Origin of the sequence: Nocardia sp. NPDC004168 (assembly GCF_040610355.1) — a bacterium.
GTDB lineage: Bacteria > Actinomycetota > Actinomycetes > Mycobacteriales > Mycobacteriaceae > Nocardia > Nocardia sichangensis.
In genome coordinates, this window is sequence record NZ_JBEXME010000006.1 from 115458 (window position 1) to 141294 (window position 25837).

Here is a 25837-nt window from a genome sequence, read left to right on the forward strand (position 1 = left end):
GTGGGGTTCGTCCCAGTGCACGACGCACCCGCTGTGCGGTAGGTGAACCGACGCCGGGACTAGGGTGTCGGTATGGATCGGATCCAGGCCGGACGCGCCGCCACAGCTGTCGCCGTAGTGCTCGCCTGTCTTGCCGCCGCGGGCTGCGGCGGCTCGGACGACGAAGGGAAAACGCCGAGCACGAGCGCCTCTTCGAGCGCGGCGGCGCGCACGCCCACCGAGGACCCGCGCGGGAACCAGGGCAACGAATTCACCGCCGACCCGTCCATCGTCGGCGCGCATCCGATCCCATTCCAATCGTGGACACGATTGGGAGACAACAAGTTAGCCGTGAACTTCGAAACCGGTTCGCCGGAGTGCTACGGCGTGGACGCCACGGTCACCGAGACCGCGTCGACGGTCACGGTCGAACTGCGCTCCGGCAGCCGCGCCGAGGCGGTGGGCCGGATGTGCGCGATGATCGCGATCTTCGGCACCCTGGAGGTACCGCTGAAAGAGCCACTCGGAAACCGCACGGTGCTCAGCGCGGTCTAGCGCTCGGTGCGCACGACAGGCTGGTCCCGCACTGTTCACTCGTAACCGAATAGCTGCCGGCTTGCGACGGGCCGCCTCGCACGACTCCTGATGCGCCCGAGCACAGTTCTCGGAGGGGACCACCGAAACCCTTGCCCGACCGCGCGATACGGGCGGGAATCGAACGAAGAACGCCGCGCCGGATCCTCGATCCGACGCGGCGTCGCGGAACCATCGAACTCAGTGGGCGAAGTGGCGGGCCCCGGTGAGATAGAGGGTGACGCCCGCCTCGCGGGCGACGTCGATGGTCTCCCGGTCGCGCACCGAACCGCCGGGCTGCACGATGGCGCGGACACCGGCCGCGATCAAGGTCTGCGGACCGTCCGGGAACGGGAAGTAGGCGTCGGAGGCCGCCACCGACCCCTTGGCCCGGTCCCCGGCCCGCTGGACCGCGAGACCCACCGCGTCCACGCGGTTGACCTGGCCCATGCCGACACCGACCGAAGCGCCGTCGTGCGCGAGCAGAATGGCGTTGGACTTCACGGCCCGGCAAGCGCGCCAGGCGAACGCCAGATCGGCGAGCGTTTCCGCGTCGGCGGCCTCGCCAGCGGCCAAGGTCCAATGAGCCGGGTCGTCGCCCGGCGCGTCCAGCACGTCACGCTGTTGCAGCAGGGCGCCGCCGCTGATCGGACGCAGTTCGGCGCCCGCGCGCGTCGGCGGCTCGGCCACGAGGATGCGCACGTTCTTCTTGCGCTGCAACACCTCCACCGCGCCGTCGGCGTAGGACGGCGCGACGATCACCTCGGTGAAGATCTCGGCGACCTGCTCGGCCAGTTCCACGGTGACCTCGCGGTTCGCCGCGATCACCCCGCCGTACGCGCTCACCGGATCGCAGGCGTGCGCCTTGCGGTGCGCCTCCGCGATGTCGGCGCCGAGCGCGATGCCGCACGGGTTGGCGTGCTTGATGATCGCCACGGCCGGAGCCTCGTGGTCGTAGGCGGCGCGCCAGGCCGCGTCGGCGTCGACGTAGTTGTTGTACGACATCTCCTTGCCGTGCAACTGCCGCGCCTGCGCCAGCCCAGGGCTGCCGTCGCCGTTGGTGTACAGGGCCGCGGACTGATGCGGGTTCTCGCCGTAACGCAGCACTGCCGACCGCTCCCAGGTGCCGCCGAGCCACTCGGGGAACCGGACCGCCGTGTCCTCGGCCGTGTCGCCCGCGCTCAGCACGTTGGTCATCCAGCTCGCGACCGCCACGTCATAACTCGCGGTGTGCTGGAAAGCCTTGGCCGCCAGAGCTGTGCGTTCGGCCAAGGTGAAGCCGCCGGACTTCACCGCGGCCAGCACGTCGTCGTAGTCGCCGCTGTCCACGACCACCGCCACCGACGGGTGGTTCTTCGCCGCGGCGCGCACCATGGACGGGCCACCGATATCGATCTGCTCCACGCACTCGTCCGGCGTCGCACCACTGGCCACGGTCTGCGTGAACGGGTAGAGGTTCACCACCACCAGCTGGAACGCCTCGACACCGAGCTCGACCAGCTGATCGACGTGCTCCTGCTTGCGCGAGTCCGCCAGGATGCCCGCGTGCACCCGCGGGTGCAGGGTTTTGACCCGGCCGTCGAGGGTCTCCGGGAACCCGGTCAGGTCCTCGACCTTGGTCACCGGGATGCCCGCGTCCGCGATCCTGCCCGCGGTGGACCCGGTCGAGACCAGCTCGATGCCCGCCGCGTGCAGACCGGTCGCGAGCTCCACGAGACCCGTCTTGTCGTAGACGCTCACCAGCGCCCTGCTGATCGGCTTGCGTTCACTCACCGGAGAACTCGCTCATCTGGGATAACTGCCTTTCGTCCATCGGAGACAATGCCTCGCGTCGCGACGGCGGCGACGACCTCCGCCAGCAACCGTCGCTCGACGATCTTGATGCGCTCGTGCAGGGTGGCCTCGTCGTCACCCGGCAGCACCGGCACCGCCTCCTGCGCGAGGATCGGCCCGGTGTCCACGCCCTCGTCGACCAGGTGCACGGTGCAGCCGGTGACCCGCGCACCGTAGGCGAGCGCGTCCCGCACGCCGTGCGCGCCGGGGAACGCGGGCAGCAGGGCGGGGTGGGTGTTGATGATCCGTCCGCCGAACCGGTCCAGGAAAGTGGGACCGAGCAACTTCATGAAGCCCGCCGACACCACCAGATCCGGCTGGTGCTCGGCGACCGCCTCGGTGAGCTCGGCATCCCACGCGGCGCGGTCCGGAAAGTCCTTCAGCGCCACCCGGAAATGCGGTACGCCCGCGGCGTCCGCATGGGTGGTGGCCGCGCACAGCCGGTCGACGCCGACCGCGACGACCTTCGCCGGATAGCCGGGCGCGGCCGCGGCGTCCAGCAGGGCATGCAGCAGCGAACCGGTGCCCGACGCCAGGACGACGACGGTGGCCGGCGTCGTCACGGGCTTCCACGAGGCATACGGGGACGTCAGCGCTCTACTCCCTGATCGATCGGATAGCGGACGGATGCGGCACCGCCGGGTTAGAGCCTAACGACCGTCCACCCGGTCACTATCCGGCAGGTCCGCCTCGACCACTTCGGCGTCGACGATGTCGCCCGCGGCGTGGTCGTGAGACCGACCGACGGTCTCGATCGCGGGCGGCTCGTCGACGAGTTCGGCGTCCAGCGGGGCCTCCAGCTCGGGCCGGTCGTAGTCGTCGTAGTAGTCGTCGTCCTCGTAGTAGTCGTCGTCGGTCTCGTAGTAGTCGTCGTAGTCGTCGTCGGGGTAATCGTCGTACGGATCGGTGTAGTCCGCCGGTGGGACGCCGACCGGCACGAGGAACCAGCGGGCGAACACCAGGCCCGCGTAGCCGGGGATCGCCAGCCAGGCGAACATGACCGAGGCGAAGATCGGCAGGTGCAGGCCGACCCGGCCCACCTCGCCGAGTTCGCCGCCCGCGACCGCGCCCGCCACGGTCAGCGCGAGCGCGGCGAGCGCGGCGGAGACGAGCGTGGCCCACGGCGCGCTGATCCGGTCGGTGGAAGTGCGCGCGATGTCCAGCCCGCCGAGCACGCCGACCGCCGCGGGGATCAGCAGCACCACCGGCCACCAACCCGCCGCCGGACCGGTCGGCACCGCCGCGAGCAACGGAAACGCCGGTATCGGTCCGCCGACGACGGAGAACACCCCGAACGAGGCGACGCCGATCTGCGCGCTGGAACCGACCAGCACACCGACGGTGTGGATCACCAGGTTCGGCAGATACGCCAGCGAGAGCAGCGTCAGGCCGAGGACGCCGCCGACATTGCCCGCCGACTGATACATGTCACCGAACCGCGAAATGTGGGCGAGGAACGAAACCACCACCACAGCGCTCGCGCAACCCAGCAGGCGCAGGACGGACCGGCCCGCGCCGTAGAGGCCGGAGACCGCCCAATCGGGCAGCCGCAGCAGCACGAACAGCTCGCGCCGGAGACGGACGGCGATGCCGATGGCGGCGGCGAACAGATACAACGCGGCGACCCACACGAAGGCGGCGAGGGTGTTCGGCGGTTGCAGCGCGATGACACCGGAAGCGTCTTCGGTGACCGCGAGGCAGACGATGGTGACCAGCAGCGGACCACCCACCGCGGCGCCGACGATCCACCCGAGATCCGCTCGAGTGCATTGCGGCTCCACGGCGCGCGCGCATTCCCGCGCGGCCAGCCAGACCAGCAGGGCGGTGGGCAACAGCGGAAGCAAGCCGAGCGAGGTCTTGCCGATCACCAGCGGAACCTGGTGCACGCCCAACCAGGAGGCGGCGATCGCGCCGGAGGCGCCGTCCAGATCGCTGCCCGCCGCCAGGAGCGTGGCGAGCACGAGGACGACGAGGGTGGTCAGCCCGAAGGCGGACGGGCGGCCCGCTACGGCGATGAGCACCCTGGACCGCTCAGGGGTGAGGGACAGAAACCCGGCTTCGTCCGCGTCGGGGTGCGGCTGCGACGAGCGCGGCCCGCCGATCCGGCGGGCCGAGGAGTTTCTGGAGGAGCTCATGGCATTTCAGCGTGGCATCCTCCCCGGCGCGAACGGGTCAGGCGCGCCGCAGGCACGCGATCGCCGCACCGGGGAGGACGCCGCTGAGTTCTCTACTTGTTCTTGTCGTCCGAAGGACGGAATGCCTGGGTGGCGTCCGAGGATGGGTCGCCGCTCTGCTCGCCGCCGAACGGACCGCTCTGCTGGCTCGGCTGGCTCGGCTGGCTGGTCTGAGCCTGCTGCTGGCCGTAGCTCGGGGAACCGTAGGGCGACTGCTGACCGGACTGCTGCTGGCCGCCGAAGTGCTGAGTCACGCTCTCGTCGGGGCGCGGCTGCGCGCCGTACGGCGAACCCGGCTGCTGGGGCGCGCCGTAGGCCGTGGTGGGCTGGCTCTGCCCGTAAGGCGACTGCGGCTGTCCGTACGCCTGGCCCTGCTGGCTCTGTCCGTAGCTCGGCTGGCTCTGCCCGTAAGGCGACGGCTGCCCCTGCTGGGACGGGAACTGCGGCGGCGCGGACTGCGCGCCGTACCCGGCTTGCCCGTAGGGGCTCGCGCCGTAGCCGGGCTGCTGACCCGGCTGCCCGTAGGACTGCTGACCCGGTCCGTACGACGGCTGCTGGCCGTAGCCGCCCTGACCGAACCCGCTCGGCGCGGCAGCGGGGCGCGGCGCGGGCGCCTTGAGGATGCCCACCTCGAACAGCGTCGCGGCGATCGCCACCGCTGCCTGCACGAAGGACAGCACGAGCAGGACGAACGCACCGACCTTCAGCTCGCTGCCCGAACCGAAGTTGAACGACTGGAACAGCAACGCGACGAAGCCGGCGGTCGAAGCCGCCGCGGCCGCACCGGTCCAGTTCTGCTTGGGCAGCAGCGACAGTCCGGCGAGCAGACCGCCGAGCAGCAGCAGGCCGAGCAGCGGCGAGCCGGACGCGACCTCGAAGAGGTTGGCCGTCTCCGTCGTGCTGACCGTGCGGCCGCCGATATCGATGGGTTTCCTGCCCAGGAACGGCAGGAAGCCGAGCAGGAAGTTGATCACGCCGAGCGCCGCTACGCCGACCACCAGGAAGAACGGCAGACCTTTGGCATCGGAACCGGTAGCGCTCGAACCTGAAGTGGCACCACCCGCGGCCGAACTCTGGCTGGATGGCGCTGAGGGCGAGGGTGTGTTGTACCCAGAGCCCCCGGTCGGGTAGGACATGTCGTCGTCTCCTAAATCGAGTCGTACATGGTCTTCACGGCTGGATTACTTCTGACGCTACTGCACTCCCTCGCCGAGGTCATCCCGCCGCGACGGCCGCGGCGAGCGGATTCGCCCGCATCACGGCAGGTCGCGGCGGTGTCCGGCGCGAAGCTCCTAGCGAGACCACCTACCGCTCCTTGAAACTGTTGCCCGCGATGGCGCTTTTCACACCACACGGATTCTCAATAGCGGGGAATTCCCGGTGACAACGAGATGAACCATCCGCCCGGCTGCCTCGTGATGGATAGCGAGGAGAACCGCGAGTGGCTGGACCGGACGCTCGGCTTCTGCCCAAGCCTGAGCCCCCGCCACACATGACGAAGGCCGCCCCCCGAATTCGGAGGCGGGCCTTCGTGCACGGCGCGGAGATCAGGCGCTGATGCTGGCCTTCTCCAGGATCTCGCGAGCCAGCGCGGCGGTCTCGGACGGCGTCTTGCCGACCTTCACGCCCGCGGCCTCCAGCGCGTCCTTCTTCGCCTGGGCGGTGCCCGACGAGCCGGACACGATGGCGCCCGCGTGGCCCATCGTCTTGCCCTCGGGGGCGGTGAAGCCTGCCACGTAGCCGACGACCGGCTTGGTGACGTTGGCCTTGATGTAGGCCGCGGCCCGCTCCTCGGCGTCGCCGCCGATCTCGCCGATCATCACGATCAGCTTGGTCTCCGGGTCCTTCTCGAACGCCTCGATGGCGTCGATGTGGGTGGTGCCGATGACCGGGTCGCCGCCGATGCCGATGGAGGTCGAGAAGCCGAAGTCGCGCAGCTCGTACATCATCTGGTAGGTCAGCGTGCCCGACTTGGACACCAGGCCGATCGGGCCCTTGCCGGTGATGTTGGCCGGGGTGATGCCGACCAGCGACTCGCCGGGGGTGATGATGCCGGGGCAGTTCGGGCCGATGATCCGGGTCTTGCCGCCCTTCTCCACGTTGTAGGCCCACGCGTAGGCGGTGTCCTGCACCGGGATGCCCTCGGTGATGACCACCAGCAGCGGGATCTCCGCGTCGATGGCCTCGATGATGGCGTCCTTGGCGAACTTCGGCGGCACGAACGCGATGGACACGTCGGCGCCGGTCTCCTTGATGGCCTCGGCGACGGTGCCGAACACCGGCAGCTCGACCGCGTTGCCGTCCTTGTCGGTGTGCGCGACGGTGGTGCCCGCCTTGCGCGCGTTCACACCGCCGACGATCTGGGTGCCCGCCTTCAGCATCAGCGCGGTGTGCTTGGTGCCCTCGCCGCCGGTGATGCCCTGGACGATGACCTTGGAGTCCTTGTTCAGGAAGATAGACATTTCTTTTCGTCCTTACTCGGCCGTCGTTATCGGGCGGCTGCCAGTTCGGCGGCCTTGTCGGCGCCTTCGTCCATTGTCTGCGCCAGCGTCACCAGCGGGTGGTCGGCGTCGGCCAAAATCTTGCGGCCCTCTTCGACGCGGTTGCCGTCCAGGCGGACAACCAGCGGCTTGTTGGCCTCGTCGCCCAGGATCTCCAGCGCCTTCACGATGCCGTTGGCGACCGCGTCACACGCGGTGATGCCGCCGAACACGTTGACGAACACGCTCTTGACCTGGCTGTCGTTCAGGATGACGTCCAGACCCGCTGCCATCACCTCGGCCGAGGCGCCGCCGCCGATGTCCAGGAAGTTGGCCGGCTTCACGCCGCCGTGGCCCTCGCCCGCGTAGGCGACGACGTCCAGGGTGGACATGACCAGGCCTGCGCCGTTGCCGATGATGCCGACCTCGCCGTCGAGCTTGACGTAGTTGAGGTCGTTCTCCTTGGCCTTGAGCTCGAGCGGGTCGGTCGCGTCCTTGTCCGCGAACGCCTCGTGCTCCGGGTGGCGGAATCCGGCGTTCTCGTCGAGGGTGACCTTGCCGTCCAGCGCGAGGATCTCGTCCTGCGGGGTGCGCACCAGCGGGTTGACCTCGACCAGGGTGGCGTCCTCCGCGACGAACACCTCCCACAGCTTCTGGATGGTCACGGCCGCGGCGTCCAGCACGTCGGCGGGCAGGTGGCCCTGCTCGGCGATCGAGCGCGCGAACGCCAGGTCGACGCCCTTGACCGCGTCGACCGGAACCTTCGCCAGCCGCTCCGGCTTGGTCGCGGCGACCTCTTCGATCTCCATGCCGCCCTCGACCGAGCACATGGCCAGGTAGGTCCGGTTGGCCCGGTCCAGCAGGAAGGAGATGTAGTACTCCTCCGCGATGTCCTTGGCCTCGGCCACCAGGATCTTCTTGGTGATGTGGCCCTTGATGTCCAGGCCGATGATGTTCTGCGCGTGCGTGAGCGCGTCGTCCGGGGTCGCGGCGTACTTGACGCCACCGGCCTTGCCACGGCCACCGGCCTTCACCTGGGCCTTGATCATCACCGGCTTGCCGATTTCCTCCGCGATGGCGCGGGCGTCCTCGGCCGTGTCCGTGACGCGGCCCTCGGACGAAGGCACTCCGTGCTTAACGAAGAGCTCCTTCGCCTGATATTCGAAGAGATCCATGTACTCACCGTCTCGTCTGCGTTGTGATGACAACGTCTTTGTTGGCGGCCCGACGTCGGAAGCGGGTCGGGTCGGACTCTAACCAGTCACATGGAGGGCCAATCGGCCACGTTCATCCTAAGTGGCGCAGGTCACCCGGCGTCGTTCGGAGCGGCAAAACCGCTGGCCAACACTACTGGCGAGTAGGTTGCTGACACCGCGCCAGGTAGAGGACGGAACCCGGGAGCGCGCCGGAATCTACTACAACTTGTCGTTGAACGACCTCTCAGGGGTGCCCATACCGCAGTGAGATATTCCGCGGGCTGAGCGTGATGAATCTCACATGTTTGTTACGGAAGCGGCGCACCGCTTGTCGCGGCTCAATCGTTTCGTTACCGTCAATGCGGTCGATGTCACAACACGGTCACGACTAGGAGGACGGCAAGCTTTGACGCAGCACAGCGCTCCGCAGACGGAGAGCCGCTCCGCATTCGACCGATCGACGCCGCTGGTCAAGCGGCTTTCGAGTTCCACCAGCTTCACGATGTGGCACCGCCGATGAACCACAGTTCCACCTTCGCTCCCACTGATCGCTCGCGGACGGGACATCGTTACCGCCCCGACGACGAGTCCTTCGCCCCGGCGAGCTACGCCGAGCCATCGTTCGACCCGCACTACGCCGGGTACGAGGCTCCGCAGGGCGAGTACGACTTGCAGGCCGCCGGCGCCGGATACGGCTTCGAGACCGAGTCGCCCGTCCACGACGGGGGCTACGACCAGCCGGTCCACGCGAACGCGGCCTCCGACAACTCCTGGGCCACGAACAACGCCTGGCCGCAACAAGATTGGGCCCAGCAAGAGGCCTGGTCCGATGGTGCGGCATGGAACTCCGGCGAGGCGTGGAACTCCGGCCAGGCGTGGAACTCCGGCCAGGCGTGGAACTCCGGCGAGGCGTGGGCCGAAGAGGAGACCTGGGCGCCCGACGAGCGAGCCTGGGTGTCCGACACCGGCTGCTGGGCTCCCGAGGAGTCCTGGGCGACCGAGACCGCCGAGCCCGAACCCGAGTCCGACGAGGAGCCGGGCGCACGTGCTCTTCCGACCGTCATCCCGGGGCGCCGTGCCACGAACAAGCGCGGTGGCGCGCACCGGGTGGCCGCGCCGCCCGCCGCGCTCAAGGGACGCGCCGCGGTGGCGGCCGTCGCCGCTGGCGCTGTCGTAGCGGCCGGACAGGCCGCGTTCGCCTCGCCCGACCAGCCCTCGCAGGCGGTCGACTACGAAGCCGCCGGACAGATCCACGAGATCGCCGCGCAGTCGATGAACGTTGCCGACCCGACGGCGGCGCCGGACTCACCGCAGGTGCTGAGCGTCTCCGCGCCGGCCAACCTCGATCAGTTCAACGACATCCTGCAAAAGGGCCAGAAGTACGCCGAGGACCTCGCCGCCCAGGAGGCCTCGAAGCTTCGGCCGCTGTTCACCAGGTTCGCCGCGGGCACTTTCACCTCCGGCTTCGGCGCCCGCTGGGGCGTGCAACACCTCGGCATCGACATCGCGGGCCCGATCGGCACCCCGATCTACGCCGTCGCCGACGCCACCGTGATCGAGGCCGGTCCCGCGTCGGGCTTCGGCATGTGGGTCCGCCTGCTGCACGACGACGGCACCGTCACCATCTACGGCCACATCGACACCGCCACGGTGTCGGCGGGCCAGCGTGTGCTCGCCGGTGACCAGATCGCCACGATCGGCAACCGCGGGTTCTCCACCGGCCCGCACTGCCACTTCGAGGTCTGGTTGAACGGCACCGACAAGGTCGACCCGCTGCCCTGGCTGGCCACCCGTGGCATCAGCCTCGGCCCGCAGCGCGACTGAGCGACGCCTCGAGGCGTGCCTGACGCGCCTTCCCAGTCGGCTGGCCGCAACCCGGCGGACCATGGATCGCACAAGCCAGAGATGGATGTACGCTCCTCCGCTGTGTTCGCGCACGATGAATGCGGGTGTGCGAAACCGGTTACAGCACATAGCTTCCGGCCAGCCCGTGCTCGCCCATCGCAGCGGGCTGCTCACCATGAACGCGGGCGTGCGGCCCGGCTTCGGGTGCGAAACTTCGCCCCGTGCGCGGTCGCCTCATCCGCTCGGTAATTGCAAGTCGCGAATCCGTAACGGCCCGGCGCGACCCCCTCTAGCGCGAGACTTCGCCCGCGCAGCCTGGCCAGCGCATTCTCGTTGAGTCGAGGTGTGTCGCGGTACATGACGATGCACACGATTCCCCCGTGGCAGACATCGGGTTAGCGTCGAGCCCATGGCACGACGTACAACGACGTACACACAATTCATCGCGTTGCCTGCTGAACGGATCTGGGAGGTACTCGCCGATCCGCCGCGATGGCCGGAATGGAACCCGGGGATCGCGTCGGTGCGGCTCTACAGTCCGATCGCAGTAGGCAGTACGGGAAGCTATGTGCCGCAGGGGCAGGCGCACCGCGCTTTGCACGGGCGCGCCGTGCTGCCGTTCATCGTCGCCGCTGTCCGGCCGGAACGGGAGCTGCGGATCGAGCAACCCGAACCGCTCGGGCGGATGCGGCTGACCTGGACGCTGACGCCGCGCGACGGCGGCACCGAAATCACCCAGCGGTTGACCTTCCTCGGCGCGTCGGCCGGTATGGCCCGGCTGCTCGACGCCGCCTTCCTGGAAACCGATGTGCGGGTGTGTTTCGCCCGCTTGGCCCGCTCAGCCGAACTCGAGCCCGCCGCCGACGCGCTCACGGTGGTCATCCCGGGCGGCACCGGCGGGCTGGGCAGGCATGTCGCCGCCGACCTCACCTGTCGTGGGCATCGCGCCGTCATACTCACCCGCCGTCGCGATCCCCAGCTGCCGTTCGATCAAGCGGAGTGGGACGGCAAGTCGGTCGGCGAATGGGTTGCGGCACTCCGTAATCCAGGACGGACCGCGATCGTCAACCTCGCCGGGAAGCTGGTCGACTGCCGACCGACGCCGGAGAACATCGCCGAATTACGGGCCAGCCGAGTGGATTCCACCCGCGCTCTGGTTGCCGCCGCCGCGACGCTGGACGCGCCGATCGACTACTGGGTGCAGGCGAGCACTACCGCGATCTGGTCCGATGCGGGCGAAACCCATTGCACCGAAAGCACTCCCCTGCCGATCGGGCTGCCGCAGATGACCGGCGTCGCCGAACCGTGGGAGCGCGCCTTCGACTCCGCCCGCGCGGCGCACTGGACGATTCTGCGCACCTCGATCGTGCTCGACCCACAAGCGCCCGCCCTGAAACGTCTCACTCAACTCACCAGAGCCGGGCTCGGCGGTCGAGTCGGGCCCGGCCAACAATGGTTCAGCTGGATCCACATCGAGGACTGGCTCGCGATCGTTCGCGCCGCACTCGGCCTCGATCCGGCGCTAGAACTGCCGAACGGAATCCTGGTAGCCGCCACCGATACACCGGTTCGCAACCGCGAGCTGATGCGCGTCCTCCGCAAGCGCCTGCACCGGCCGCCCGCGCCGCCGACCCCGGAATTCGTGCTGAAGCTAGGCGCGCTCCTCCTGCGCTCCGATCCGGCCCTCGGTCTGACCGGCCGTCACGCCACGTCGGAGGTACTGAAGAAGGCAGGTTTCACCTTCCGCTACCCCACCCTCGACAAGGCGTTGGCAGACCTGCTGCCGCATTGACACCGCGAAACGGACCGGTCATGCGGCCTCTCCGGCAGGATGGTCCACGCCAGGGAAGTACGGACCGTATCGCTCACGTCTACGCAGCGTCGGAGCCCCCGGACTGCCCGCCTACGATGCGTCACGGGGAGCCCAGTTTGGACCGGACAGCGGAAACGAACGCAGCCGCTCCGACCCAGCCTGGATCGATGATGATTTCGTATTCGGTGCTGTCGAACGCGTCCAACTGAACGACAGTGGTGTGGTTCTCATCGGTCGCGACAATCCGGCCATCGATCATTTGATCAACACCGTGCGCGAACTGTTGGATTCCATCCCAATCGAATGCCACTGCACCGGCGGACACCATCTCCTGGAACTGTGCCCAGGCGGGACGAGTGATTCCGGTGGACATTCGACCGAACGTCCCGTCGAACTCCTCGACCACCCACCGCCAGTTGTTCGGCGGGAACAACTCGAGCAAATCGCGCAGGGGGACCATTGTGCGCTGGGAGGTCCACATGGGAATCGTTTCGCTGATCATCAGGCGTCCTCGACGGTACAAAGCGGGCTACGTCGCGAAGGCTACGACCATACGAGCAAGCCGTCACCCGATTTACTGGCACGGCAGTTCTGGGTGCCGCACCCAGTCCGGCATTCCGACGTGCGCCGAACCCATCCGGGCGGAGGTCACGACCACTGGTCTGGGCTGGAGAGCGTTGAGCAACGGGGCAACCGACCGCCAGCAACGTACTGTGCGCTGTCACGGTGCCGTGCTGGCGAGCAATTCCGTAGCGACCTTTCAGATACCCTTTGCAATCGGCACGGCGGCACCGGGCTCACAGTGCGGGAGTGCCGGTGGGGGCTGTGTCCTCGAATAGTTCGGGGGCCGTGCGGCGAATCTTGCACAAAGCAGTGGTGGTACGCGCGGAATTGACGGCGTGCAACGCGGGTAAGGCGGAGCGCCACATGTCGACGGCATCGGTATGCTTGCTGCGTTTCCAGTGCAGCAGCCCGGTTTCGGCAGCGCTGAGCGCCCACACGCGGGCGTGCGTCTCGCGATCCCAGATGTCGGTGGCGAGCTCGTAATAACGTTCGGCATTGGCGAGGTCGCCCAGAGCAAGGAACGTCTTCGCGGCCTGGTCCACGACCGTGCCCTTGTTCGGGCACCACATCGACACCCAGCGGGGTTGTTCGCTGGTCAGGTCAGGAGTTATGTGTGGTTCAGCGGTCCGCAGGGCAGCCAGTGCTCCGCCGTGGTCGCCAGTTTCGGCGTGACAGCGGGCGACAGCCATAGTGAGCAACGCCGTCGCATCCGGTCCGAGTCGGCCGCCGTCCCGAGTTACGGCCGCTTCGGCGAGGGCGGGACTGAAGTGAGGCTGGCCGATATCGGTTCCTTGCATGGCGAGGATGCGCAGCACCCATGCGTCTTGGCCGGGCATCTGGCTTTCCTCCGCCAGCCGCAACGCCGACAGGAAATACCGCTGCGCGATACCGTCCGCCCCGGCGTCATGCGCTTTGAAACCGGCCAAGTATGCCAATTCGGCGGCGGCGCTGAAGGCGGCGGAACGGACCGTCGAATCGGCGAACCGCGACCGCAGCAGGGACGCGACGTCGGTACTCAGGAACTCGGCGACGGCGGTTCGGCCGATGCCGCCGCCCTTGACTTCGTCCATGCGCAGGAAGGCATCCGTGATTCCCTGGACGGCACGGACTTCCGGCATACCGACGTGTGCTGATTCATCGACCCGGACCAACCGGGCCATATCGGACTGCGACACCAGCGCTGTCGCGGAGAGCGCGGCGCTGTAGACGGACGCACGCAGGAACGAGCGCCGGTCGACGTCCGCTCGACCCAACATACTGACCAGTGTGACAGGGTCGCACGTCATTTCGCCGCATGCGCGCGTATACGCAGCGACCACGTCGGCCGAGGCGGCGCGCGTTCCCGTCTCCACATGGCCCAGGTAACTGCGCGAGAACGGTATGCGCGCTGCCAATTCGGCCAGCGATAGGCCCGCCGCCTGCCTGGCGGCCCGCAGACGTTCCCCGATATCAGGAGGAAACCCCCCGTCCGTCCCCATGCGTGAATCGTAGGCGGATCAGTAGACGCGCTGTAGCCGTTTTCCCAGTCCAGAGCGAAGTTCTACGCGCGACGCTTGCAGCCGCACCCACCCGGCGGGCGCGTCCGTTCCGCCAGGAACGAACGCACCGCCTGCCGTGAGCGGCTCGCGGTGACCACCACCTCGCCGGGTGGCGTGCGTCCACATGACGAACGAGAACAGCAGGGGTGAACGCGATGGGGTTCGACTGGTGGCGAGACGGCGAGCAAGACGACATGTCGGCGCAAGCGATCATCGATCGCGTAGCCGCCGAGTGGCGCGCCGCACGCGAACGCGAACGGATCAGCGCCGAGCGGCCCGAGCCCGGGCTGTGGCCTGCCGGTTGGCCGCACGAAGCTCCCGAAACGCCGTTGAGCGTTCCGGAAGCGGATCAGACCATGCAACGGCACAGGGCATGCCGAGCCGATCAATGCCCGCGTAAGGCGGCGGCCCGGCAGACGCTCATCGAGGCCGGGCGGATGAAGCCGGACACCTCGCGAGAGCCGCGCTGACACGATCTCGAGGCGGGTCGTGCCGAGCTGTCGGGCTGGCGAATTTCGGCTGACTGGTGCGCGCTCCGCTCATCCCACGAGGAGCGCGGTATGGACGGAATGCCCGGACCACGGCGACGACAAGCGAAGTCCCTGGCTGAGCTACGGCGGCGGAAATCGACGCACCTGCTCCGTCGATGATCGGCGTTGCCTATGGCGCCGCCGTGATCGCGAGGGCGACCAACGCGACGACCTTGACGACCTCCAGGCCGATGTACCAATAGTGCGCGTGGGAGCGCGGCAGTTCCTCGCCCGCCAGCACGCGATCGGAGCGGCGTGAGAGCGGCGGGCGCACCACCACGATTTGAACGCCCAGCACTGCCGCGGCGACGCCCAGCCACGCCCACGTCGCCGCGCCGGGGCCGACGATCACTGCGGCGAGCACCAGAAGCACCGCGAGCACGGCCTCCACGGTGTTCAGCGCGCGGAACACGAGGCGGCCGATGCCGAGCCCCAGCGCCAGTGTGACCCCCGGGGCGCGAAATTTCAGCGGCGCCTCCAGGAACGAGATGGCCAGCACCATGCCGAGCCAGAGCATGGGCAGGAACCACAGGAGATGCTGTGCGATCGTATCCACGTCGCGGACGCTACCGGCGCGACACCGGCAAGGGCAGGGTCGAAAGGCCCACGCGGCTCATAGCTTGACCAACGTCCGGCTGTACTGCGGGATCAACCGGATCTTGCCCGCGGTGCCGAAGTCGATGGTCACCGTGGCCAGTGGGCCGAAGCCCTCCGCCGCGATCACGCGGCCGAGACCGTACTTGTCGTCGCTGACCCGATCGCCCACGGCCAGGACCAAATTCGTGTTGTTGCGGGTCGCGCCGCCGGGAGCGGGCCTGCGCGGACCGCGATCACGCAAGCCTGGACGCGGCTCCGCCCAGCCGTCGCCGCGGGTCCAGTCCCGCTCCAGCCCGTCGTCGTCCCCGCCACGCCGCCGAAGACCCCTCGTCGCGGGTGAACCGGCGGGCTCGAGCCGACGCCAATCGATGAGATGACCCGGAATTTCCTGCAGAAAACGCGATTCCGGGTTCGACACCGGCTGGCCCCAGCCGGAACGCACCACCGCCCGCGTCAGATACAGCCGCCGCCGGGCCCTGGTGATGCCGACGTAGGCGAGGCGGCGTTCCTCGGCCAGCTCGGTCGGATCACCGAGTGCGCGCATGTGCGGGAACTGCCCGTCTTCCCAACCCGTCACGAACACCACCGGGAATTCCAGCCCCTTGGCGGTGTGCAGCGTCATCATCGTGACCACCCCGGAGCCCTCGTCCGGAATCTGGTCGGTATCGGCCACCAGCGAGACCCGCTCGAGGAACGCGGCGAGCGAACCGGGATCCGGCTCGCCCTCGCCCACCTCGGGCAACAGCCCCTCCTGCCGGGCGGCCTCCGCGTTGTTGTGCGCCTCGGAGCTGAACTCGCGCGCGACGCTGACCAACTCGTTGAGGTTGTCCAGCCGGGCGCCGTCCTGCGGGTCGTCGGACGCCTCCAGCTCGGCGCGATAACCGGTGCGCTCGAGCACCGCGTCGACGACGTTGCCCAGGTCGGGGAAGTCGGACTCCGCTTGTTCGCCCGCGGCCCTGATGTCGTCGAGCAATTCCAGGAAGCCGGCGATGGCGCGCTGAGCGCGCGTGTTCAGCAGCGCCACTTTGCCTTCGGCGGCGTCGCGCAGGGCGGCGGCGAAACCGATCCCCCGTTGTTCGGCATGGACAGCCACGCAGGCTTCGGCTCGGTCACCGATGCCGCGGCGGGGCGTATTGAGGATGCGGCGCATGCTCACCGCGTCCTCCGGGTTCTCCAGCACGCGCAGGTAGGCGACCACGTCACGCACCTCTTTGCGCTCGTAGAAGCGGACGCCGCCGACCACCTTGTAGGGCAGGCCCATCCGGATGAAGATCTCTTCCAGCGCGCGAGAGTTGTTGTTGGTGCGGTAGAACACCGCGACGTCGCCGTAGTTGGCCTCGCCCTGATCGACCAGCCGGTCGATCTCGCGGGCGACGAAGGACGCCTCGTCGTGCTCGTTGTCGGCGACGTAACCGGTGATCAGGTCGCCTTCGCCGGAATCGGTCCACAGCTTCTTCTCGCGCCGGTTCTCGTTGCGCGAGATCACCGCGTTGGCGGCGGAGAGGATGTGCTGGGTGGAGCGGTAGTTCTGCTCCAGCAGAATGGTTTCGGCGTCGGGGAAGTCGCGCTCGAACTCCTCGATATTGCGGATCGTCGCGCCGCGGAAGGCGTAGATGGACTGATCGGCGTCACCCACCACACACAGTTCGCTCGGCGGCACCCGGTCCTCGTCGCCGCCTTCCACGTGGTGGCCGACCAGCTCGCGGACCAAGACGTACTGCGCGTGGTTGGTGTCCTGGTACTCGTCCACCAGCACGTGCCGGAACCGGCGGCGGTAGTACTCGGCGACCTGCGGGTGGTGCTGCAGCAGCGCCACGGTCTCGCCGATCAGGTCGTCGAAGTCCAGCGCGTTCGCCGAGCGCAGCCTGCGCTGATATTCGGTGTAGACCTTGGCCACCAGGCCGGGCAGCTCCGTGTCGTCCGATTCCGCGTCGGCGATGGCGCGGGCGGGGTCGATGAGTTCGTTCTTGAGGTTCGAGATCGCCGTCGCGAGCAGGCGCGCCGAGTACTTCTTGGCGTCGATGTCCAGGTCGCGACTGATCATGGTGAGCAGGCGCCGCGAATCGTCCGCGTCGTAGATCGAGAAGTTCGAGTTCAGGCCGGGCAGCAGCGCCGCCTGGGTCCGCAGGATGCGGACGCAACTGGAGTGGAACGTCGACACCCACATGGCGTTCGCCCGCGGGCCGACCAGCCCGGTCACCCGCTCCCGCATCTCCGCGGCGGCTTTGTTGGTGAATGTGATGGCCAGCACCTGGCCTGGCGTGACACCGCGGGCGGCCAGCAGGTAGGCGATGCGGCGGGTGAGCACGGCCGTCTTGCCCGAGCCCGCGCCCGCCACGATGAGCAGCGGGGATCCGGTGTGCACCACCGCCGCGCGCTGCTGTGGATTGAGGCTGTCGAGCAGGCGCTCGGCCTCCTCGGCGCGCCGCTGTTCCCGCTCGACGCGCTGCCGTTCGCGCTCGGCGTCCGTTGGCGGCGCCTCGGGAACGGAGGCAGGCTGCCGCCCCTCCGCCACGTTACCGCCGGCGAGCTGCGGTTTCGATGTCGGATCCGGGTGCACGACCCGACCGCCCTGTGTCTTGGGAGCCACCGTGATGTCCATCGTCCATCCACGCTACCGGCGGGCACCGACAGAGATGAAGCCCCGGGTGACATCGGTATCGGTTCGGCGCCGGTCGACTGAACGGCGGGTGAACTCCCCCTGGTGGGAAGGGCGGGCGAAACGACCTGCGTTTCTCGCGACATTGCCAAACGTATACGTTTTGCATACCCCCCTACCCGTGGCACACTGGCGACATGCTCAGCGCTTTCGCAAGACATCCGATTCGGCTGCCAGCCGAACGCCGGGATCGCGGAGCCTGTACCTGAGCACGCCTTCTGGGGGGACAATACAAGGCCCCACCAGGTCTGTTTCACGGTGAAAGAACTGATCGGTAACGAGCCTTCGGCACCCGCCGATCCATGTTCTGACACGAGGAGATGAATGATGAGCACCCCTGCCACGACGACCGGGTCCGAATCCGCGCTGCCGCAGACCGAGGCCGAGATCGACAAGCTCCGCAAGGAGATCGACCGTCTCGACGCGGAGATCCTGGCCGCGATCAAGCGCCGGACGGAGATCTCCCGGATCATCGGCCGGACGCGCATGGCGTCAGGCGGGCCGCGCCTCGTGCACAGTCGCGAGATGAAGGTGCTGGAGCGCTTCAGCGAGCTCGGCCAAGAGGGCCACACCCTCGCCATGCTGCTGCTTCGCCTCGGCCGCGGTCGTCTCGGCCACTGATCTGACCCCCACGCGGCGCTCGCGAGACCGTCGCTTTCGAATAGACCGCCCCGGGCTATGCCATCCGGGGCGGTCACTTCATGTCCGCCCCCAGAGGAGCGCGGAAGGTTTTCAGACCGTCGGCTTGGTGGAAGGCGTCCACCGACGCTATCCGGGTTCGGCGGCCGGTCCATCACCTGAGGTGGAATCGTTCAGCGCCCGCAGGTCGGCCCTCAGCTCTGCTTCGAGCGGTTCGGCATGCGAGCGCATAACGGGATGCACATGGCGAAGATGCTCGAGGTCTTGACTCGTCCGTTCGATCGCGGCCGCTCGTTCTGCGGGGCTGCCCTCCGCCGCGATCGTGCGATTGGTCAGGACACGCCAATCCACTCCGGATTGGTCCAGCGCCTGTCGCAACGCCGGACTGGGTGACTGGTGCAACCCGATGAAATCTATGTCCGCGGTTGTGAGATCGAACATCTGGGCTTCGATGAAATGGCTGGCGCGAAAATCTGCTCCGAGATAGTCGCGGCCGATAGGAGCGAGATCGCGCACTCCGACGCCATAGGAATATTCCGACGGGTTGTCCAGGGGGGAGGGTATCGCCCGTTCCCTTTCCACCAGCGAGTCACCGAACGTGATGGTCGTTCGTGACCGGACCTCCGGCTTCAGGTAGATCTGATTGTCGCCGTAGTTCAGCTCCGACAACCCATCGATCATGCCGTCTTGGGAAGGACGCACTCCGTCCACGGCAACGTAGCCGTAGACGGGCGGGTTGTCGTGGACGTGCGGGCCGAACCACTCTTCTTCGGCATGAGCGCGAACGCCCACGGGGTTGCGGCTGCCCCTGATTCGCCCTTCCTCGAGGAGTGCCACGAGTTTGTCGTCGCGGACGCGGATGGCGAGCGGTTTCCCGTCGAGCGCGTCCTTCAGTTCACGCCGCATCTGCTCGCGTAGGTCGGCGCTGTCCCGGCCGAGAGAAGCCGCTGTTTCCTCGATTCTCCGGTCGATGATGGCGTATTGCTCCAGCCGGGACAGCCGACGGTTGGCTATGAAGTCATACAGGTCCTCGTCGGTCGGTCCGTTCTCGCCGAAACGTCGATTCAGTTCGGCTTCGAGTCTCTGTCCGGCCCGGCTCAGCGACGCTCGGTCCGGCGGCGGGGGGCACAGATCCGGCAAGGGACCGGCATCGCCCCCTGCCGCGCGTCGGATCGCGAGCGCACCGTCGGCGTCACCGTGCGTGTGCACATCGATGACTTCCCGGGAAGCGCGGGCCGCGCCTTTTTTCATGTCCGCGAGGCCCTCGGCTTCCCTCTTGGTCAGCCGTTTCAGATCGTCCACGGCCCGCAAGAAGGCTCTGACGATGCCGTTGCTCAATCAGGCGTCACCGGCACCCGCACCTTCTCACAATCAGCCCCTTCGCCGCCTCCTCGGACCTCAGGTAGAGGCTAGTGTCGATGATCGACGAAGTCGTCCCCCGGAAAGCAGGGGGGCTGCGCGGGTCGGCGCCGACAGGCCGGATTCGACCCTCAGGTGCGCGATCGATCGCCTTCAGTGGCGCGGAATCCGCGGCACGCTCTCACGTGAGCGCGATGTATTTGGTGGAGAGGTATTCCTCGATGCCCTCGGTGCCGCCCTCCCGGCCGAAGCCGGACTCCTTGACGCCGCCGAAGGGGGCGGCGGGGTCGGAGATGACGCCGCGGTTGACGCCCACCATGCCGGATTCCAAACCCTCGGCGATCCGCAGCGCGCGATCGAGGTCGCGGGTGTAGACGTAGCTGACCAGCCCGAATTCGGTGTCGTTGGCGGCGGCGAGCCCCTCTTCCTCGGTGCCGAAGCCGACGATCGGCGCGACCGGGCCGAAGACCTCCTCGCGCAGGATCCTGGCTTGTGGCGGGACGTCGCGCAGCACGGTGGCCGGATAGTACCAGCCGGGGCCGTCGGGCGCCTTGCCGCCGATCAGCACCTGTGCGCCCTTCGCGACGGCGTCGTCGACCAATTCGCCGACCGTGCGCAGTTGCTCCTCGTTGATCAGCGGGCCCAGCGTCGTGTCCGGGTCGGCGCCCGGCCCGAGCCGCACACTGCTGGATATCGCCTCGACCAGCTTGGTGGTGAACTCCTCGAGCACGCTGTTGTGCACGTGGAAGCGATTGGCGGCGGTGCACGCCTCGCCGCCGTTGCGCAGTTTCGCCAACATCGCGCCCTGCACCGCGGCATCGACGTCGGCGTCGGCGAACACCACGAACGGCGCGTTCCCGCCGAGTTCCATCGAGGTGCGCAGCAACCGGTTCGCGGATTTCTCCACCAGCTTCTTGCCCACCTCGGTGGAGCCGGTGAAGGTGAGTTTGCGCAGCCGGGCGTCGTCGATCAACGGTTGGGTCACCGCGCCGGAGTGGCTGGAGGTGAGCACCGAAAGTACGCCGTCGGGCAGTCCCGCCTCGCCGCACAGCTTGCCGAGCAGCAGCATGGTCAGCGGCGTCGCCGAGGCGGGCTTGACGATCATCGTGCAGCCCGCCGCCAGCGCGGGGCCGATCTTGCGCGTCCCCATCGCGAGCGGGAAATTCCAGGGCGTGATCGCCAGACATGGGCCGACCGGCTGCTTGTGCACCATGATCCGGCCGGTGCCCGAAGGCGCGTGCAGATAGCGCCCGTGCACGCGGGCGGCCTCCTCGCTGAACCAGCGGAAGAATTCGGCGCCGTAGCGCACCTCGTTGCGGCTCTCCGGCAGCGCCTTGCCCATTTCCAGGGTCATCAGCAGGGCGAACTCCTCCGCGCTGGCGGTGATCCGCTCGAACACCGCGCGCAGGACCTCCCCGCGCTCCCTGGCGGGCGTGGCCGCCCACTCGTCCTGCACCGCGACGGCCGCGTCGAGTGCGCGCAGCGCGTCCTCCGGCGTCGCGTCCGCGACGTTCGCCAGCACCTCCCCGGTCGCCGGATTGTGCACCGGGAAGGTACCCGCACCGGTGGCGTCGACGGCCCGCCCTCCGATCCACAACTGCGTCGGCACGGATTCGAGAAGTTCACGTTCGGACACCATGCGGCCAGCCTATGCCGCGAGACCTCATCCTGGAACGGACGCGGACCCCGGATCGGACCCACGTCCACCGCATGGGCTCGCGCGTTGCGCCCTCGTGTGCACGGTCGGGGTAAGTCCGGTGTGGCAACGGGTGTCCACCTTCGACGCCGATTCGACCGACTCTCCGCGCCCGCAGCCGTGCGCGCGGCGGTGCCTGCTTGTAGTCTCGGCGAACGTGAGCAGCGACATCACCGCGACGGCGGCATGGCGGAAACTGCACGATCACCACGGCACCGTCGCGGGACGACACCTGAGGGAGTTCTTCGCCGACGACCCGGCCCGGGGCAGCGAGCTGACCGTCCAGGTGGCGGACCTGCGCATCGACTACAGCAAGCACCGCGTGAACCGCGAAACCCTGCATCTGCTGGTGGAATTGGCGCGCGAGGCGGGCGTGCCCGATCGTCGCGACGCGATGTTCCGTGGCGAGCACATCAACACCTCCGAGGACCGCGCGGTCGGCCACGTCGCGCTGCGGTTGCCCGAAGGCGAGACCATGGTCATCGACGGCGTCGACGCGGGCGCCGAGGTGCACGAGGTGCTGCGGCGGATGGGCGAGTTCACCGACGCGCTGCGCTCCGGCGCGTGGCGGGGAGCGACCGGCGAGCGCATCACGACGGTGGTCAACATCGGCATCGGCGGATCGGATCTGGGTCCGGTCATGGTGCACCAGGCGCTGCGGCACTACGAGGACGCGGGCATCGGCGCCAGGTTCGTCTCCAACGTCGATCCCGCCGACCTGGTCGCGAAGCTGGCCGGGCTCGACCCGGCCACCACCCTGTTCATCGTCGCGTCCAAGACCTTCTCCACCCTGGAGACGCTCACCAACGCGACCGCGGCCCGGCGCTGGCTGGTCGCCGCGCTCGGTGAGGACGCCGTGGCCAAGCACTTCGTCGCGGTGTCCACCAATGCCGAGCGGGTCGCGAGGTTCGGGATCGACACCGCGAACATGTTCGGTTTCTGGGACTGGGTCGGCGGCCGCTACTCGGTGGACTCCGCGATCGGCCTGTCGGTGATGGCGACCGTCGGCAAGGAGCGCTTCGCGGAGTTCCTCGCCGGTATGCACGCGGTGGATCGGCACTTCGCCGAGGCGCCGCTGGAGGCGAACGCTCCGGTGCTGCTCGGCCTGCTCGGTGTCTGGTACTCGAACTTCTTCGGGGCGGAATCGCATGCGGTGCTGCCGTACTCGAACGATCTGGCCCGCTTCCCCGCCTACCTCCAGCAGTTGACCATGGAGTCGAACGGGAAGTCGGTCCGCGCCGACGGCACCCCGGTCTCCACCTCCACCGGCGAGATCTTCTGGGGCGAGCCGGGCACCAACGGCCAGCACGCCTTCTACCAATTGCTGCACCAGGGCACCCGCCTCATTCCGGCGGATTTCATCGGATTCGCCCAGCCCACCGACGATCTGGCGACCAGCGACGGCACCGGCAGCATGCACGACATCCTGATGAGCAATCTGTTCGCGCAGACCAAAGTGCTCGCCTTCGGGAAGACCGCGGAGGAGATCGCCGCCGAGGGCACCGATCCGGCGATCGTGCCGCACAAGGTGATGCCGGGCAACCGTCCCTCCACCACCATCCTCGCGCCGCGCCTCACCCCGTCCGTCGTCGGTCAGCTGATCGCGCTCTACGAGCATCAGGTGTTCGTGGAGGGCACGATCTGGGGCATCGACAGTTTCGACCAGTGGGGTGTCGAACTCGGCAAACAGCAGGCGCTCGCCTTGGCGCCGCTGCTCACGTCGGCGGAAGACCCCGAACCGCAGGACGACTCGTCGACCGATTCGCTCATTCGCTGGTACCGCGCCAATCGCTGATCGCGTGCGACGCTCGGCGCTAGTCGCCGCCGCCCGTCGGACGGTTGCGCTGCGCCTCGTTCAACTGCTGGATGATGTGTGAGGTCGATATCGCGATCAGGATGCCGATGACGCCCAGATCGAAGGCGACCTGCACCATGGTGGCCACCTTGGCGGCGGTCCCGACCGCGTGCACGTCGCCGTAGCCGATCGTGCCCAGCGTGACCATCGTGTAGTAGAGCGCGTCGGTCCGCGTGTGCAGGCCCTCGAACTGGCCGGGTGCGCGCGATTCCAGCACGTAGTAGTACAGGGCGAAGAACGTGACTACGACGCAGACCACGAGCAGCACGTCGTTGATGCGCCCGACGGTCGCGCGCGGATCCATGATGTACCGCCGGATGCGCCACCGGGCCAGCCAGATCAAGCCCGCGACGCCGACGACGAACGCGAGCAGCGCCGACACGCCGGACAACCGGCCCAGATGCAAAGCCTTCAGCGGCAGGAAGTAGTAGAACAGCAGAGCGCACACCACGGCCAGCAGGTTGTGCAAGGCACGCGACAACCTGCCGACTGCGCGATTCTCCGTCATTCCTCCATCATCGGCCCAGGTGGAGCGCAAGAGACGCCACACGCGCCGGACGATGCGCGTGGCGATCCCAGAAACGCGTCGACTACGAGACGCTCGGATCGACTGCTGCCGCCCGGGGCGGACCGGCCACCGCATAGCCTCCCGCATGCCAGCGCAGCAAGAGGTCGGCGCGCTCGCGGGTGGTCGCGACCAGGTCAGCGTTGCGCAAGTCGCTGTGGTGCACTTTGTCGTGTGCCGCCGCGGGGGTGCGGCCACCGCGAATGTGCCGGTCCAGCAGGCGATTCTCGATCACGTCGCGCGCGGCGTCCAGGTACCAGCACTCGTCCAGCAATGGGCGAACCGCGGACCACCGCCGCGTCCCGAAGTCATCGAGCAGTAGGTAGTTGCCCTCGGTGAGGACGATGGACTGCCGGTCGAACACCACGCCACCGGGAACCGGGGCATCAATGGACCGGTCGAATGTGGGCCACGGCACCGGCTCGCCTACCGGCGTGGTGCGCAGGCGGCGCAGCTCCGAAACGTAACCGTCGACATCGAAAGTGTCCGGCTCACCCTTGCGCGCAGAGCTTCCTGCCGCCCGCAGGACGTCGTTGGACAGGTGGAACCCGTCCATGGGCGCGATTTCGGCGACCGCTCCGCCCGCCTCGGTATTGATCGCGTCGCGCAACGCGATCGACAAGGCGGATTTGCCCGCGCCGGGCGGCCCCGTGATGCCGACCAGATACCTTCCCCGCCCGGCCCGATCCAGCACCCGCCGGACCAACCAGCTCAACGGTCTGTCGACGAACTGCCCTGCCACCGCCGCCACCCTACCGGCGGTCCACCGCTTCGGATCGCCATTTCCGCTGACCGGCGCTCGCGCCTCGCAAAGGTATCCACACTCGTCCACAGAGTGATGCCGCGCGCGCTTGCCCGGCTCCAGCTGGGCAAGGGGCGGATCACGCTCCAAGAGGGCGGGAGCGGACGCGTATGCGGCGCGGGCTCGTCGCCGTGTCCGTTGGTGCGCTGCCCCCCGTGGTCCGGTCCACGAGAACAATGCGGCGATCAGCGAAGGCGCTGGCGTACCTGGGCGGACAAGTCGGCCGCTCGGTCGCGCAGCGCTTCGGCGAACGCACCGCGTGAATCGGCGGCTCCGCGGTCGCCGCGATGCGCGATGACCGTGCGCCGAACCGCGGCGGGATGGTCGATGCGCAGCAGCGCGACGGTCGGCGGCAGCACGGGGACGGCGATGCCGGGGACCACCGTGATACCGAGTCCGGCCGCGACGAGACCGAGTTTGGCGAACCAATCACGCGCGACGAACGCGATGTCCGGCTCCCAGTCCGGGTCGCGCCAAGCACCGAGGAGGGTGGCGGACGGCTCCTGGCTGCCCGCGATCCATCGCTCATCGCGCAATACCTCGGGGGTCGCGCTGGTGGCGCCCGCGAGCGGATGCGTGGGCGGGACCGCGACCAGCAACGGATCGTCCACCAGGGGTTCGATCTCCACGCCGGAGGGCAAGGGGTCCGGCGCGGTCACCACGGCGAGGTCGAGGCGTCCGCGCGAGACGGCGGTGAGCAGTCTGGGACTGAGCCCCTCGCGCAGCGAGATCCGCACCTGCCGGTCACGGGTCGCGGAGATCGCCCCGGGCACCAAGGCGGCCATCGCGGTGGAGAACGCACCGACGCGCAGGCGGCCCGCCGGGCGCGCCGTGAGATGACGGATGTCGTGCCGGGCCTGCTCCAGTTCGCCGAGGATCACGTCCGCGTGCCGCAGCACGATCCGCCCCGCCTCGGTGGGCTGCACGCCGCGGGCGTGTCGCTCGAACAGCGCGCGGCCCGCCGCCCGCTCCATGAGCGCGATCTGCCTGGACACCGCGGACTGGGTGTAACCGAGGTTCTCCGCGGCCGTCGAGAAGGACCCGCAGGCGGCGGCTTCCCGCACCACGCGGAGACCGGAGACGGTGAACTCATCCATGTGCAATGCTCATACCACATATGCGAGACAGTCGCTTGTCGCA

The 25837-nt window shown here is 68.3% G+C and carries 21 protein-coding genes and 1 pseudogene; 6 read left to right on the forward strand and 16 right to left on the reverse strand.

What is annotated here, in order from left to right; all coding sequences use genetic code 11:
• Nucleotides 1-72 precede the first annotated feature (72 nt).
• The gene (locus ABZW96_RS14500) at nt 73-534 is read left to right on the forward strand and encodes a hypothetical protein (RefSeq protein ID WP_355074640.1); all 462 of its coding nucleotides are present in this window, start codon (nt 73-75) and stop codon (nt 532-534) included.
• A gap of 219 nt (nt 535-753) precedes the next feature.
• Here ABZW96_RS14500 and purH read toward each other — a convergent pair whose 3' ends face one another.
• From purH to sucC, 6 genes are all read right to left on the reverse strand, one after another.
• Nucleotides 754-2325, reverse strand: coding sequence for a bifunctional phosphoribosylaminoimidazolecarboxamide formyltransferase/IMP cyclohydrolase (purH, locus tag ABZW96_RS14505; protein WP_355074642.1), 1572 nt, complete (start codon nt 2323-2325; stop codon nt 754-756).
• Nucleotides 2322-2948 carry a phosphoribosylglycinamide formyltransferase gene (gene purN / locus ABZW96_RS14510; protein WP_355074644.1) on the reverse strand — a complete coding sequence of 209 codons (627 nt, stop codon included), beginning with the start codon at nt 2946-2948 and terminating at the stop codon, nt 2322-2324. Before purN ends, purH begins: the two co-directional genes overlap by 4 nt.
• A gap of 87 nt (nt 2949-3035) precedes the next feature.
• A complete protein-coding gene (locus tag ABZW96_RS14515; protein ID WP_355074646.1) occupies nt 3036-4520 on the reverse strand; it encodes a DUF6350 family protein in 1485 nt (494 codons plus the stop codon).
• Between the two features lie 92 nt (nt 4521-4612).
• A complete protein-coding gene (locus ABZW96_RS14520; protein WP_355074648.1) occupies nt 4613-5695 on the reverse strand; it encodes a DUF5336 domain-containing protein in 1083 nt (360 codons plus the stop codon).
• 411 nt (nt 5696-6106) lie between these two features.
• Nucleotides 6107-7021, reverse strand: a complete 915-nt coding sequence (gene sucD / locus ABZW96_RS14525) for a succinate--CoA ligase subunit alpha (RefSeq protein ID WP_355074650.1) — start codon at nt 7019-7021, stop codon at nt 6107-6109.
• A gap of 26 nt (nt 7022-7047) precedes the next feature.
• Nucleotides 7048-8214 carry an ADP-forming succinate--CoA ligase subunit beta gene (gene sucC / locus ABZW96_RS14530; protein ID WP_355074652.1) on the reverse strand — a complete coding sequence of 389 codons (1167 nt, stop codon included), beginning with the start codon at nt 8212-8214 and terminating at the stop codon, nt 7048-7050.
• Between the two features lie 537 nt (nt 8215-8751).
• On the opposite strand from sucC, the gene ABZW96_RS14535 reads away from it, so the two are divergent.
• Together ABZW96_RS14535 and ABZW96_RS14540 are read left to right on the forward strand one after the other, a co-directional pair.
• Complete coding sequence (locus tag ABZW96_RS14535) at nt 8752-10059, forward strand: M23 family metallopeptidase (protein ID WP_355074654.1); 1308 nt, start codon at nt 8752-8754, stop codon at nt 10057-10059.
• Between the two features lie 430 nt (nt 10060-10489).
• The gene (locus ABZW96_RS14540; protein WP_355074656.1) at nt 10490-11872 is read left to right on the forward strand and encodes a DUF1731 domain-containing protein; all 1383 of its coding nucleotides are present in this window, start codon (nt 10490-10492) and stop codon (nt 11870-11872) included.
• 121 nt (nt 11873-11993) lie between these two features.
• Here the strand turns inward: ABZW96_RS14540 and ABZW96_RS14545 are convergent, their stop codons facing one another.
• The 3 genes and pseudogenes from ABZW96_RS14545 to ABZW96_RS14555 all read right to left on the reverse strand — a co-directional run.
• Entirely contained in the window at nt 11994-12395 is a 402-nt protein-coding gene (locus ABZW96_RS14545) for a hypothetical protein (protein WP_355074658.1), read from the reverse strand.
• Nucleotides 12396-12690: 295 nt separating this feature from the next.
• Nucleotides 12691-13713: a hypothetical protein gene (locus ABZW96_RS14550; protein WP_355075044.1), complete on the reverse strand. Its 1023-nt coding sequence runs from the start codon at nt 13711-13713 to the stop codon at nt 12691-12693.
• Nucleotides 13714-13758: 45 nt separating this feature from the next.
• A pseudogene (locus ABZW96_RS14555) lies at nt 13759-13935 on the reverse strand (helix-turn-helix transcriptional regulator); the annotation flags it as partial.
• A gap of 215 nt (nt 13936-14150) precedes the next feature.
• On the opposite strand from ABZW96_RS14555, the gene ABZW96_RS14560 reads away from it, so the two are divergent.
• Nucleotides 14151-14465, forward strand: coding sequence for a hypothetical protein (locus tag ABZW96_RS14560; protein WP_355074659.1), 315 nt, complete (start codon nt 14151-14153; stop codon nt 14463-14465).
• A 190-nt stretch (nt 14466-14655) separates the two neighbouring features.
• On the opposite strand, the gene ABZW96_RS14565 is transcribed toward ABZW96_RS14560, so the two are convergent.
• Both ABZW96_RS14565 and pcrA read right to left on the reverse strand, forming a co-directional pair.
• Complete coding sequence (locus ABZW96_RS14565; protein WP_355074660.1) at nt 14656-15081, reverse strand: hypothetical protein; 426 nt, start codon at nt 15079-15081, stop codon at nt 14656-14658.
• Between the two features lie 57 nt (nt 15082-15138).
• Nucleotides 15139-17724, reverse strand: coding sequence for a DNA helicase PcrA (gene pcrA / locus ABZW96_RS14570; RefSeq protein ID WP_355074662.1), 2586 nt, complete (start codon nt 17722-17724; stop codon nt 15139-15141).
• 384 nt (nt 17725-18108) lie between these two features.
• Between pcrA and ABZW96_RS14575 the strand changes: the two genes are divergently transcribed.
• On the forward strand, nt 18109-18402 hold the full coding sequence (locus ABZW96_RS14575; protein WP_062977356.1) for a chorismate mutase: 294 nt from the start codon (nt 18109-18111) through the stop codon (nt 18400-18402).
• 147 nt (nt 18403-18549) lie between these two features.
• Here the strand turns inward: ABZW96_RS14575 and ABZW96_RS14580 are convergent, their stop codons facing one another.
• Entirely contained in the window at nt 18550-19758 is a 1209-nt protein-coding gene (locus tag ABZW96_RS14580) for a hypothetical protein (protein ID WP_355074664.1), read from the reverse strand.
• 202 nt (nt 19759-19960) lie between these two features.
• Complete coding sequence (locus ABZW96_RS14585; protein ID WP_355074666.1) at nt 19961-21418, reverse strand: NAD-dependent succinate-semialdehyde dehydrogenase; 1458 nt, start codon at nt 21416-21418, stop codon at nt 19961-19963.
• A 214-nt stretch (nt 21419-21632) separates the two neighbouring features.
• Between ABZW96_RS14585 and pgi the strand changes: the two genes are divergently transcribed.
• Nucleotides 21633-23270, forward strand: a complete 1638-nt coding sequence (gene pgi, locus ABZW96_RS14590) for a glucose-6-phosphate isomerase (protein WP_355074667.1) — start codon at nt 21633-21635, stop codon at nt 23268-23270.
• A 19-nt stretch (nt 23271-23289) separates the two neighbouring features.
• On the opposite strand, the gene ABZW96_RS14595 is transcribed toward pgi, so the two are convergent.
• The 3 genes from ABZW96_RS14595 to ABZW96_RS14605 form a co-directional block, all read right to left on the reverse strand.
• Nucleotides 23290-23838, reverse strand: a complete 549-nt coding sequence (locus ABZW96_RS14595; RefSeq protein ID WP_355074669.1) for a potassium channel family protein — start codon at nt 23836-23838, stop codon at nt 23290-23292.
• An 82-nt stretch (nt 23839-23920) separates the two neighbouring features.
• Entirely contained in the window at nt 23921-24637 is a 717-nt protein-coding gene (locus ABZW96_RS14600) for a nucleoside/nucleotide kinase family protein (RefSeq protein WP_355074671.1), read from the reverse strand.
• A gap of 245 nt (nt 24638-24882) precedes the next feature.
• Nucleotides 24883-25794: a LysR family transcriptional regulator gene (locus ABZW96_RS14605; protein WP_355074673.1), complete on the reverse strand. Its 912-nt coding sequence runs from the start codon at nt 25792-25794 to the stop codon at nt 24883-24885.
• Between the last annotated feature and the right edge of the window lie 43 nt (nt 25795-25837).

Excerpts from the sequence above, each read along its gene's own strand:
- ABZW96_RS14500 (WP_355074640.1), top strand. The coding sequence starts at position 73 with ATGGATCGGATCCAGGCCGGACGCGCCGCCACAGCTGTCGCCGTAGTG.
- ABZW96_RS14515 (WP_355074646.1), bottom strand. The coding sequence starts at position 4,520 with ATGAGCTCCTCCAGAAACTCCTCGGCCCGCCGGATCGGCGGGCCGCGC.
- ABZW96_RS14520 (WP_355074648.1), bottom strand. The coding sequence starts at position 5,695 with ATGTCCTACCCGACCGGGGGCTCTGGGTACAACACACCCTCGCCCTCA.
- sucD (WP_355074650.1), bottom strand. The coding sequence starts at position 7,021 with ATGTCTATCTTCCTGAACAAGGACTCCAAGGTCATCGTCCAGGGCATC.
- sucC (WP_355074652.1), bottom strand. The coding sequence starts at position 8,214 with ATGGATCTCTTCGAATATCAGGCGAAGGAGCTCTTCGTTAAGCACGGA.
- ABZW96_RS14535 (WP_355074654.1), top strand. The coding sequence starts at position 8,752 with ATGAACCACAGTTCCACCTTCGCTCCCACTGATCGCTCGCGGACGGGA.
- ABZW96_RS14540 (WP_355074656.1), top strand. The coding sequence starts at position 10,490 with ATGGCACGACGTACAACGACGTACACACAATTCATCGCGTTGCCTGCT.
- ABZW96_RS14545 (WP_355074658.1), bottom strand. The coding sequence starts at position 12,395 with ATGATCAGCGAAACGATTCCCATGTGGACCTCCCAGCGCACAATGGTC.
- ABZW96_RS14550 (WP_355075044.1), bottom strand. The coding sequence starts at position 13,713 with ATGTTGGGTCGAGCGGACGTCGACCGGCGCTCGTTCCTGCGTGCGTCC.
- ABZW96_RS14560 (WP_355074659.1), top strand. The coding sequence starts at position 14,151 with ATGGGGTTCGACTGGTGGCGAGACGGCGAGCAAGACGACATGTCGGCG.
- pcrA (WP_355074662.1), bottom strand. The coding sequence starts at position 17,724 with ATGGACATCACGGTGGCTCCCAAGACACAGGGCGGTCGGGTCGTGCAC.
- ABZW96_RS14575 (WP_062977356.1), top strand. The coding sequence starts at position 18,109 with ATGAGCACCCCTGCCACGACGACCGGGTCCGAATCCGCGCTGCCGCAG.
- ABZW96_RS14585 (WP_355074666.1), bottom strand. The coding sequence starts at position 21,418 with ATGGTGTCCGAACGTGAACTTCTCGAATCCGTGCCGACGCAGTTGTGG.
- ABZW96_RS14595 (WP_355074669.1), bottom strand. The coding sequence starts at position 23,838 with ATGACGGAGAATCGCGCAGTCGGCAGGTTGTCGCGTGCCTTGCACAAC.
- ABZW96_RS14605 (WP_355074673.1), bottom strand. The coding sequence starts at position 25,794 with ATGGATGAGTTCACCGTCTCCGGTCTCCGCGTGGTGCGGGAAGCCGCC.